Source organism: Xenorhabdus griffiniae, assembly GCF_001028135.1.
Lineage (GTDB): Bacteria > Pseudomonadota > Gammaproteobacteria > Enterobacterales > Enterobacteriaceae > Xenorhabdus > Xenorhabdus bakwenae.
Map to the genome: position 1 here is coordinate 76290 of NZ_LDNM01000049.1, position 11836 is coordinate 88125.

The 11836-nt window shown below is 36.5% G+C and carries 10 protein-coding genes; 7 read left to right on the forward strand and 3 right to left on the reverse strand.

The features are described 5' to 3' along the window. Nucleotides 1-20: 20 nt before the first annotated feature. The 4 genes from AAY47_RS11785 (at nucleotide 21) to AAY47_RS11800 (ending at nucleotide 4122) form a co-directional block, all read left to right on the forward strand. Nucleotides 21-902 (forward strand): DMT family transporter, encoded by an 882-nt coding sequence (locus AAY47_RS11785; protein WP_047770101.1) that lies wholly within the window; start codon nucleotides 21-23, stop codon nucleotides 900-902. A gap of 150 nt (nucleotides 903-1052) precedes the next feature. Further along, on the forward strand, nucleotides 1053-2144 hold the full coding sequence (locus AAY47_RS11790; protein WP_047770103.1) for an amidinotransferase: 1092 nt from the start codon (nucleotides 1053-1055) through the stop codon (nucleotides 2142-2144). A 112-nt stretch (nucleotides 2145-2256) separates the two neighbouring features. Further along, a complete protein-coding gene (locus AAY47_RS11795) occupies nucleotides 2257-3216 on the forward strand; it encodes a fatty acid desaturase family protein (RefSeq protein WP_047770105.1) in 960 nt (319 codons plus the stop codon). 39 nt (nucleotides 3217-3255) lie between these two features. Then, nucleotides 3256-4122 carry a hypothetical protein gene (locus AAY47_RS11800; protein WP_047770107.1) on the forward strand — a complete coding sequence of 289 codons (867 nt, stop codon included), beginning with the start codon at nucleotides 3256-3258 and terminating at the stop codon, nucleotides 4120-4122. A gap of 79 nt (nucleotides 4123-4201) precedes the next feature. Here AAY47_RS11800 and uspE read toward each other — a convergent pair whose 3' ends face one another. Together uspE and AAY47_RS11810 are read right to left on the reverse strand one after the other, a co-directional pair. Further along, nucleotides 4202-5146: a universal stress protein UspE gene (gene uspE / locus AAY47_RS11805; RefSeq protein ID WP_047770109.1), complete on the reverse strand. Its 945-nt coding sequence runs from the start codon at nucleotides 5144-5146 to the stop codon at nucleotides 4202-4204. A gap of 126 nt (nucleotides 5147-5272) precedes the next feature. Further along, entirely contained in the window at nucleotides 5273-6028 is a 756-nt protein-coding gene (locus AAY47_RS11810) for an FNR family transcription factor (RefSeq protein ID WP_047770110.1), read from the reverse strand. Between the two features lie 264 nt (nucleotides 6029-6292). Between AAY47_RS11810 and AAY47_RS11815 the strand changes: the two genes are divergently transcribed. Together AAY47_RS11815 and AAY47_RS11820 are read left to right on the forward strand one after the other, a co-directional pair. Then, nucleotides 6293-7180, forward strand: a complete 888-nt coding sequence (locus tag AAY47_RS11815; protein WP_047770112.1) for a dimethyl sulfoxide reductase anchor subunit family protein — start codon at nucleotides 6293-6295, stop codon at nucleotides 7178-7180. Between the two features lie 468 nt (nucleotides 7181-7648). Further along, nucleotides 7649-9592 (forward strand): pyridoxal phosphate-dependent decarboxylase family protein, encoded by a 1944-nt coding sequence (locus tag AAY47_RS11820; RefSeq protein WP_047770114.1) that lies wholly within the window; start codon nucleotides 7649-7651, stop codon nucleotides 9590-9592. Nucleotides 9593-9748: 156 nt separating this feature from the next. Here AAY47_RS11820 and AAY47_RS11825 read toward each other — a convergent pair whose 3' ends face one another. After that, the gene (locus AAY47_RS11825; protein WP_047770116.1) at nucleotides 9749-10528 is read right to left on the reverse strand and encodes a class I SAM-dependent methyltransferase; all 780 of its coding nucleotides are present in this window, start codon (nucleotides 10526-10528) and stop codon (nucleotides 9749-9751) included. Nucleotides 10529-10830: 302 nt separating this feature from the next. On the opposite strand from AAY47_RS11825, the gene AAY47_RS11830 reads away from it, so the two are divergent. Further along, nucleotides 10831-11550: an intradiol ring-cleavage dioxygenase gene (locus AAY47_RS11830; protein WP_235428348.1), complete on the forward strand. Its 720-nt coding sequence runs from the start codon at nucleotides 10831-10833 to the stop codon at nucleotides 11548-11550. The last annotated feature ends 286 nt before the right edge of the window (nucleotides 11551-11836 follow it).

Sequence of the window (11836 nt, forward strand, 5' to 3'; positions counted from 1 at the left end):
ACAATGACAGGTGTATTTGTATGACCTCAAAAACAACACTTTGGAGTGCTTACGGTTCAACTTCCCTTTTCGTTTTATTATGGAGTAGTGGCGCAATCTTTTCTCGTTGGGGACTGGATCATAGTTCTTCTTTTGCTATTTTGACGGTGCGTTTTGCGATTGCATTTCTATTTTTGTTAGCACTCTGCATGTTCAAAAAACATTTCCTTCCAGCTTCTGGAAGCAGGAATAAAATTGCTGCGGTTGGGTTACTAATCATTGGAGGATATTCGATTTTTTATTTTCTGGCGTTAGAAAATGGAATAACCCCCGGCATCTTGGCTACGGTAATGGGAATTCAGCCGATTATTACACTTTGGGTGATGGAAAGAAATTTCACAGCTCGCCGTTTAATAGGATTATCTCTGTCGTTCATCGGATTAATGCTTGTTGTATTTCAAGGGTTGGTTTTGACAAAGTTTTCCTTTTCAGGAACTTTTTTTGCTTTAGCGGCTCTGGCTTGTATGAGCATCGGAGCCATCTTTCAGAAACAAATCCAGCAAGCTCCCTCTGAAGTATTACCATTACAATATGGTGTCAGTTTATTGCTTTGCCTGTTATTTATACCTTTCAAACCTTTCCATATTGAACCCGTCATCGGTTTTATTGTACCTGCATTATGGCTTGGCTTAGTGATTTCTGTAGTAGCTCAATTATTACTTTATAGACTTATAAGAGCTGGTAATTTAGTTAATGTCACTAGTTTGTTTTACCTTGTTCCGGGAGTAACAGCAATAATGGATTACTTATTTTTAGGTAATGCGTTATCTATTTTAAGTATCGTTGGTATGTTCGCGATAATAGCCGGTTTGGCTATGGTTTTTCGTGAAAAAAAGATAAATAAAATTAATAAATTCAAATAACTAAAATACTTGTGATTTATATGGATTATTATTTTGTAGTCTGACAATAATAAAATAACTAAAGATCACCAGAGTTGCTAATTTTTAAAATCTGATTAATCTCAACAGGCGAGGATAATGAATAACATTAAATAACAAAATGGGGGCAACATGAAAAAATTATCTCATTTAGAATCACCTAAGTCACCCGTCAATGCATTTACCGAGTGGGATCCACTTGAAGAAGTGATTGTTGGTCTTGTTGATGGTGCCAGATTTCCTACATGGCATATGGCACTGGAACCTGTATTACCAGATGATCAGGTCATTAATTTCCAACGGAATGCGGGACGTTCTTTTCCTAAAGAACGTATTGAAGCAGCTTCTAGAGAGTTAGAGGAATTTGTTAATATTCTTACAAATGAAGGAGTCAAAGTTCGTCGTCCCGATACCCAAGATCAATCACAAGTATTCGGTGCACCAGGATGGGCAAGTACAGGATTATATTGTGCCATGCCTAGAGATATACTTTTTGTTATTGGTGATAATATTATCGAATGCCCGCTGGCATGGCGTTCTCGTTATTTTGAAACGTCAGCCTATAAATCTTTGCTGAAAGAATATTTTAAGGCTGGAGCTAAATGGAGCGCTGCCCCTAAACCGCAATTGACTGATGAACAATATAATTTTAATTGGGAGAAAGAGAGTATAGAACAACAGAAAGTTGTTCTTGCAGTAACAGAGTTTGAACCCACTTTTGACGCGGCTGATTTTTATCGTTGTGGCAGAGATATAATTGCTCAGAAAAGTCATGTAACAAATGATTTTGGAATTGAATGGCTAAGAAGACATATTGGAGATGAATATCGTATACATGTTTTTGAATTTGATGATCCAAACCCAATGCATATTGACGCAACTTTTGTTCCTATTGCACCAGGGAAGTTACTGATTAATCCTGATAAGGTATCGGAAATTCCAGATTTATTTAAAGGCTGGGATGTATTGCATGCACCAAAACCGATTATTCCAGATTCCCATCCTTTATATATGACCAGTAAATGGATTAATATGAATATACTAATGTTGGATGAAAATCGAGTGATCGTAGAAAAGCAAGATGAACCCATAATAGCCGCAATGAAACGTTGGGGGTTCACACCTATTCCATGTAATTTCAGGAATTTCAACAGCTTCGGTGGATCTTTCCATTGTGCAACATTAGATGTCAGACGCCGAGGAAGTTTGCAATCTTATTTTTAATAAAAAATCATTAGTAGTGAATATCTGGCAAAGTTAATCATTATATGATTACATAATGAAAATATTAACTTTAAAGTATATTTACTATTGCAATTTTAAAAATGAGGTAAATATGAAAATATGGAAATATTCCACTAAAGATTCCATCATGTTTATTTTTAGCTTGTTAAATATTATTATAAGTATAGTGCTATCGTCATATTGGAGTGGTTTTTCAATTTCAAATTGGCTATTTAATATGGCTATTCTTTCATTTATAGCCACATACAATATTATAGTCATTTCACATTTCTTTAGTCATACTCCATGGTTTATATCGCCAACTATGAATGGTTTCGTTTCTATGCTCAACTCTATCAATATAGGGCAATCAATCCAAGCTTATCAATTTACACATGTCAGAAATCACCATAAATATCATAATGATAATGGTGATCCTATTAAGGATGGTTCGTCAACGTTTTTGGGAGGTAAAGATGGGAAACATAATACATTATTGAATTATGCTATTTTAGGCGGACTAAATACCCTTTATAAAATCATCCCTCATACGTTATGGGCAATATTTTCATGGAGAAAACCTTTCAGTCAATATGATCATGGATTTGAAAAATTAATTTCAAAAATTGAGGCTAATAAGAAGAAAGAACTTATCCAACTGCGTTTGGATCGGCTTGCTATGTTTGTTGGACTGGTTTTTTTCTTTACCTTATCTTGGCAATGGACATTGCTTTGTTATTTGCCGTCATTATTAGTCTCTTTTATTTTGGTTAATATTCAAAACTATTATGAACATTATGGAGCAAATCCAGAAAATCAATTCTCCAATTCAGTCAGTTATTATGGTAAATTGTACAATTTATTAACTTTTAATGATGGTCACCATCAAGAACACCATATTTCAGGTAGCACACACTGGAGTTTTCTGCCTAAATTGCGGGAAAGATATGATTCTAAATTTAAAGAACAGGAGAGAATAGTAAGTCCCGTTCCTGCAATTGTAGGCTTTTTGCATAGGAAACGAAAAATGTTATATAAAACTCAAGATATAAAAGAAAGAATCCAAAAATAAATTAAACGAAATATGATTCAATATATTGAAGGAATAGTCATGACGCACAAAAATTTATCACTTACAGGAGTGAAGCTGGAAGAATCAGAATTTGTTATACATGAAACTGAAGGCCGCATAGAAAAAAGGGCTGTTGATGCTCTTCTGGATGGTCATCTTGCAGCATGTCGAATCCGTGATTTCTTATCGTGGGAACAACGACAAAAAATCATTGATAATTTTTGGTCATCTACAGCAAGAAAACCCCGATATGGTGACGGGATAGATGGTATAGAAGGGTATTTCCTTGGTGCTTCTCACATAGAAAAAACAACGCTTGCGTATTTCAAAGAGGTTGAATATTTTCGTCCAGCAATTACTCAACTTTTTCAGGGGACGCTTAATCCTCAAGCATATTTTATAGCGCAATTAAATGATTCGCAGTCAGAAAACTTATTACAGGTTCGTCCAGCCATGTATCAAGGAATGCCGGCTGGTGATGTCAAAGCAGTCTATTGGAATAATTCAGGGGAGTTTTTATTATTACCTCACGATGATTTAGCTCAACTTGGCGATCCTCGACAAAATGATTTTGAGATTCAGAGTATCAAGCGTGTCATGGCAGTCAATTTTTATGCGGAAGTTCCACAAGGGGGCGGGCAATTGAAAGTGTGGAATATTGACCCTGATATGGAATCACGTTCTGCTCTTGGACTCACCCACAGTGGTTTTCCTTATCCTACAGATCTACTCGAAGAACATGAGAGTATGGTCATTGATATAGCGCCAGGGGATTTGATCCTACTCAATGGCAATTTGATACATGCAGTTTTAACTGGAAATGCCAATCAATTGCAGGAAAAGCGGCTACTCATTACATGCTTTATGGGACGTCACGAAGATGGCGATATTATTTGGTGGACATAAGTTCTGAAAAATATTGTTGATGATAAAACGTGAGATTGCCCGAAATGAAAGTCGGGCAATCTATCAACGACTAAGCACGTTACTCTACATCTATTTTGATTGGGCAAACAAAACCATCAGGTTTTATAGCTAGCAAATCACATCTTAGTCGATCGACGACATGTTCGGCAGTATTGCCAAGAAACGCGGCTGATAACCCCGTTCGACCAAGAATACCTAAAACAACCACACCCGCATTAAGTTCATCACATATTTCGGGGATGACTTTTTCCGGTATACCCTCATGAACGTGAGTTTGCTGCTCATCAATATAGAATTTTTGTCTTAGCTCTTTCATGGCGATTAAATGTTGGCCACGTAATGCCTGGTTATACACATTAGGATCAAAGTCAGGCAATTCAGTTGCAATATTTAAAGGTGCTACTGGATAAGCGCTAACCAGATGGATCAGAGGGTCTTTTACAATTCTATTGGCAAGTTCTTGTGTCTCACGCACCAATTTAAGATTCAATTCATTATGGTAAGGTTCTTCATTGGATAAATTGACAGCAACAACAGCAGAACCATTTTCTGGCCATACTTGATCTTTTACCATCCAGACTGGGCAAGGGCACTTACGTAATAGATGCCAGTCAAGTGGGGTAAAAATCATCGATTCCAGTCGGGAATGTTGATGTGCCATTTTCAATAATAAGTCGTGATTTCCAGTAATAACTTCTTGGATGATGGCTTCATAAGGACGATTATGCCAAACCACTTTGATCTCAATATCAATGCCTGATTCAAGGTAGTAATGGGCTTGCTGTTTTATCCAGGCGACTCGTTGGCCTATGACACCTTTTCGCATAGCATTTCTTTCTTCCGGAGAAAGTAAAGTGGTCATTTCATATGAAAAGTCATAAATAGGTAAAAACGCTTTAATCTGCCCACCACTGCGTTGCACGATATAGACTGCACGCCTTAATGCGGGCTGATCATCCTGATTAGGGTCAATTGCAACCAAGAGGTTTTGGTAGTTTGCCATATTGAGTTCCTCGCAGAGTCTGAATGCCTCTTTCGTACAGAAAATAAACCAATATAAACAACTATAACAGGATAAGAGTAAGCCAGATCAGCAAAATATAGTGATCTGGCCTAAATTTTAACTAACTCAGGATACATTAGCTGGGGACTTGCCAGCCAACACAGTCAATTTATTCATATCTTCGATCGCAATATACTTACCTTTGACCGCTAAAATTCCATTTTTCTGGAAGCGGCCAAGTAGGCGACTAATTGTCTCAACAGTCAGCCCTAAGTAATTACCAATGTCACCGCGTGTCATGGTAAGGCGGAATTCACGCGGTGAGAAGCCGCGTTGTGAAAAGCGGCGTGACAGGTTGTAAATAAAAGCAGCCAATCTCTCTTCTGCGTTCTTTTTGGAAAGCAGCAGGATCATTTCCTGGTCACCTTTGATTTCTCCACTCATCAAACGCATCATTTGCTGGCGGAGATTAGGCATTTTTCCAGAAAGGTCATCCAGCGTTTCAAATGGGATTTCACATACCATTGACGTTTCCAAAGCTTGGGCAAAGCTTGGATGTTCAGTATTAATGATGGCGTCAAATCCAACTAAATCACCAGCAAGGTGGAAACCTGTAATTTGTTCATCGCCTTCTTCGGTAATGGTATAGCTTTTGATGGTCCCAGAGCGGATGGCGTAGAGTGATTTTAATGCATCACCGGCCTTAAATAACGTTTGCCCTTTCTGGATAGGTTTCTTACGCTCAATAATGTTATCAAGCTGATCAAGTTCATGTTCATTTAAGGTGAAAGGAATACAAAGCTGGCTAATGCTACAATCCTGACAGTGGATTGCACAACCACCAGATTGAATCCGACGAATAATACGTTTTTCCGGGATCATAGGAAATGCTCATTAGAAGTGATTGATATGTGTAAATTTAACACATTTAGGTTGCTCTGATAAGGGCAAGATACTGCCATTAATCGTAGTATTTATCATCACTAGTGGAAAAATAAATTTTTTTTGTATTAACGTTTAACTTGTGTAAAATTTTAGCCACTCAAGATAATATCTTGATAAAACTGAAATTTAATTAATTATATATGGATATAATACGCGTTGATGATGTTATTTGGTTACAGATAGATAGAATAGGGTTGTGGCATGAGTGAATGGTCATTAATTGCATTTACAATGATAGTACAGAGTTCAGTGGGGCTTGTATTGATGAGCGGGCTTTATACTTACTGGATTAGGCATGAGTTAAACACATGGCAACATTCAGTGACTATTTTAGTGCAAAAAATATTACTAAGAACATTACTAGTCAGTAGCGCATTGGCTGGGATAGGGTTAGTTGCTTCTTTGAACATTATAGAATACCCATTTAGTGTTTATCACACATTGCAAAACATAATACATGAATGGGTAAACATAGAAATATTTTTTGCTGTCATCTATTTTGGTTTGCTGGTCTTATATACACTTTTTTTTGTGATTACAAAACGCGCATATGTTTATATTATGCTGGCAATTGGGGTTATTGGTTTAATTGACCTTTATTATATGGCAATTATTTATGCTAATAGCGCCATGATTACTTGGGCAAACATTAACACCTATTTTTTATTCTATAGTGCAGTATTTACATTAGGGCCTGCATTGGTGCTGTTATTTATTTACTATCCATTAGGAAAATATCTTCGAGGAATATTGCCGATCAAATTAGTGATGGCCGCTTTGCTGGTTGTTTTCATTAGCGTTACCATACGACTGATTGAGCAACCCGCCTATATGGAGTGGTTATCGGAAATCACAATCGTTAATGATAATGTTATTTTTCCACATCAAGCTGAATTCAATATCAAAAGTGCCTTCGGATTAAGAATGCTTTCATGGTGTTTGTATATTATTGCGATGGTAATCTGGACTTACCCCCTATGGAAAGCAAAGGATAACCTATTGATTAATAATAACTATTCCATTATCATTGGAGCCGCCATCATGTTTATTGCTGAAGTAATCAATCAATATACATTTTTTATTATGTGAAACGTATGATAGATAATTCATACTATTTCAATTTATTATCCTAACTCTTCTCACTCTCCTTTCGACAAAATGCAAACTGTGACAACGTCACGGTTTGCATTTTGCATTAAAGTGACTTAATTTATAATTTCAATAGAAATATTTTCGGTGAAATACTAAATGGGATTATTTTCATTTCTTTGTGGTAGCGCACAAAATTAAAGTTAATTATTAACTTATTATTAATATTATAAGAATTATGTTTTATATCCATATAAAATAGATTTATTCGATATAATATTGCAGAATGCTTTTTATGCAACCGTTGTGATCGAAAATCAAACAATTATTTTCAGTTAGTTATTGTGGGGGTTTTATAACCTCCGCAAGACATTTGTCGTTACAACAGAAAATAAAAAACACATTAATAATTTTATAAAAATTTAATTTAAGACAAGACAAAAAAATCAATTAAAAGGTTACATGATCATGACTAAACCATTTCATCCTAATTTAAATGTAGATGCATTGTTTTTGGGACCAAAATCAGAAAACGCTGTTTTTTTTAGAGAGATGATGGATTATGCAGTGAGTGAACATTTACATTGGCGTTCAGGTTTTCATCCCGAAGATTCAACGTCAGTCACATCCGTTGCTCGCTATGAGCATAACTATAGAGAAACGCTTTACCGTACAGAAGGGATCTTAAATCAGCTGTCAGCAAAACTGAAAAACACATCTATTCCTTTCTTTTCCCCTCGTTACCTTGGTCATATCAGTAGTGATACCTTAATGGTTTCTAATCTTGCCTACGTTATGGCCATGATGTATAACCCGAATAACTGTAGTTATGAAGCATCCCCGACAACAACAGAATTAGAGCTTGACTCAGGATTAGATCTCTGTCGCATGTTTGGTTATGACCCGCAGAAATCCTGGGGGCATATTACTTCTGGTGGCACAGTAGCTAATTATGAAGGTCTATGGGTAGCCAGGAATTTAAAAACATTGTCTTATGCGATATCTCAACATCCTAAAGCAAAAGATCTCATCGAACATAAAACGTCCCGGCAATTGAAAAATATACCCACCGCTGAGCTTTTGGAGCTTATTATCGAACTGCAAAAACGTGGGCTGTTTGAAGAAATTCGCGATATGACATGTCGTGGTACAGGAGTTAAGGCGGAAATTCTAGGCAAATTACTGGTCCCACAATCCAAGCACTATTCTTGGATGAAAGCTGCAGATATTTTTGGTATTGGCCAAGAAAACATTATTCCATTACCTGTAAATGAGAACTATCAAACTGACATTGCCCAAATGCGGAAAATCACCTTTGAATTAATTGAACAAGGTGAACCAATCCTGGCAATGATTGCGGTGGTGGGAACAACTGAAGTGGGGGCCATTGATCGGATTGATGAAATCATTACGTTGAGGAAAGAGTGTGAGGAACGTTATGGTGAGTCATTCTATATTCACGTTGATGCTGCTTACGCAGGATATGCGTGTTCCATGCTCCTGAATGAGCGGGGAGAATTTGTAGAATATGATGAACTGGCCAGTTACCACCGTTCGGTGGGGATCATGCCAGAAAATATCAGTTGGCCAAAACCGGAAGTTTACCAAAGTTTCAAGGCATTGAAAGAAGTAGACTCAATTACTGTGGATCCGCATAAAGTTGGCTTCATTCAATATGCAGCGGGCGCTGTCTGCATGAAAGACAAGCGTATTCTCGAATTGATCTCTTCACATGCAGCATATGTGTTTGAAGACCATGATGATAAAACAAATACCATCAATCGGGGAATTCTTGGTTCATCCATCATGGAAGGTTCAAAATCAGGAGCAACAGCCGCGGCACTTTGGGCTGCTCATCGTCTGTTACCTTTGAATATTAATGGATATGGAAAAATAATTGCTGCTGGTATCGTCACAGCACAAAGGTTGTTGAATAAACTGGCAAACTTACCGCCAATAGAAATTGGTAAACATCGATTTGAAGTACATATCTTTCCATCCCCTGATTTCCATATGATCAACTTTACGTTCAAAGAAATTGGTAGCGAAAGTCTGAGCAATCACAATGCGCTTAACAAGCGTCTATACGAGCTTTGTTCATACTCCACAGGGCGTGCTTATGCCAATGATTTTCTCACATCATCAACCATATTAGATTATAAAGAATATGGTGATACACCGTGGCACTACGCAGAGAAATGTGGTTTTAGCCGTAGTGAATGGGAGAAAGTTCGCAATATCTATGTACTACGAGCTGCGGTAATGACTTATTGCTTACGCAATGAAGAACACTTTGAAGAGTTTTGGCAGCAACTTCAAGCTATCTTTGTTAAGAAATTGAACCAGATTCTTGATGAAGAAGAGAAAAAATCTCGGTTAAGATTAGAACCAAGTGTACCATTTATTGGTTAATAAACCTGGATGTTCATCGGAATTGTTTAACTAATTGAAAAAAGAGCTTATATTTACCTAAGCTCTTTTTTATTTCAAAATTCATATTTCTCCGCTATTCGTAATTTATAAATTCATATTTTTCAAAATGTTAATGATTTTATCTCCGCTTATCCTTTATTTTACTCCTATCCATACAGTCCAAAAATCTTCCTCAACGATATCCGTATCATTACCCAGCGATTTTTCAATATGCTTGATTAGATAAGCTATCTCTTCATCACTTAATTCATGCAATATAGAGCGTCCTTTACGCGCCCGAAGCTCTGAGGCTAATTGTGAAAAATTCTTATAGACAGTATATTTTTCCAAAAGAGAAAATGCTTTAACTTGTTTAAAACCAACGGATTGTAAGCCATCAATCACTTCAACCTTGTCTGGTCTGCGTTGATTTTCAAAATTTCGCAGGTGAGGATAAACGTCGAAGAGATAGCCACGAATATGCTCGGGTGATCCAGGAAGTTGGATATCTTGCATAGTTCTGTCCTGCAAGATATATACTCCGCCAGAACGCAATAAGCGATAAGCTTCAGCAAAACAAGTGTTTCTATTTTCTTGATTAATATGGTGAATAAGTGCTCTTTCAAAGATAACATCTTGACTACTATCAGGTAAACCAGTGCAAAGAGCATCACCCTGTTTGATAACGATATTTGGCAAACCTTGGGTATTTTCCGCTGCATCAGACAGCATCTGCGGGGAAAAATCAACGCAAGTAACTTTTTTAGCTCCCATTTTTTGCCATGCCAGAGAATAAATACCTCCACCACAACCAATATCCGCGATTTCCTTATCGCATGGATCCACCAGCTTCTGCATTAAATCGAACCATTCTTGTTGAGCTTCACGACCAAGATAAGTATGTCTATTTTCTGGAGAATTAAAGTTGATTGGCATAATAGTTAACCTCTATGATTGTATTTTTGTAACTTATCAATTGATAATAGGGCTTACACCTAAAGAAACACCTAATCCCATTAAAATGATACCAATGATACATTTGGGTTACTGACATTGACAATTGATAGACTTCAACAAACTTTACAATTAACACCATTGGTTGTTTTATGTGAACCCATTATCATTTAATATCAATGTGATACATAATTTAGTTCTGTTTAAAAAAGAGGAATTTATATATATTCAGACATCGTCTTGCTATATAGACAATAATTAAATGGCCTATAAGGAGCCACTTTATGAAAAATGAAAGAAGACTTTTTCTGAAACAGGCAAGTATTACTGGTGCAGCATTCTCATTATTGCCTCTGGTTCCAGCAGAAGTTTTTGCCTCTTCACATAATCAATCAAAGAAAGAGGATAGTGTTGATATCGGCGTTTGCGAAATGACTCCAGAGGAAATGTCAGGGCCATATTTTATAAATAACAAATTACTGAGAAGGAATATAACAGAGGATGAACCAGGAATACCTCTTTTATTGACAATGAAAATCATTGATTCTGTAACCTGTAAACCTCTACATGATATCCTTATTGATATATGGCATTGTAATGCAATGGGAAAGTATTCAGGTTGGAAATACATCAATCCAGACCTTGAGGCTCCATCTAGTGATATAGGAACAATTTCGAGAACTGATGAAAGCACATTTCTTCGTGGGTCACAAAGGGCAGACAAAGAAGGCATAGTCAGATTCACCACAATTTTCCCCGGTTTTTATGCTGGACGAGCTATACATATTCATTTATCAGCAAGGAATGCGAATGTACAAAAAAGACAGGAAGATAAATTCTATTTTGTAGGCCAACTATATTTCCCCGAGGATATATCTAAAGAAGTCATGAGTGATGATATGTATTCTCCAAGGGATGTTAATAGGCTTAAAAATGAAGATGATTCCATATTTTCTGGCGTTAAACATAGGGCTGCAATTTTGACAATAAAAAAAAATAGGTGATAACCCTTTGGATGGATTACATGGAAAGGTAGTTTTATCTATTAATAAAGACAATGTATCTAAAAAAATAACCCCTAAAGACTTGGCTAAATATACGGTGTAGGTTAATCTAATTTAGGAAAAAACTTCCTTAACCGGAATACATTTGGGGCCACGTCTAAACGTGTTGTCGTACACGTTTTGATTTTTATTGTGTCGTTATTTTTTTGTTATATAAAAAAGGTTCTTGGATTCACATATTAAGTGCAATATCGTTATAAACGAAGTAAATGAGTTTTTGTCCCTT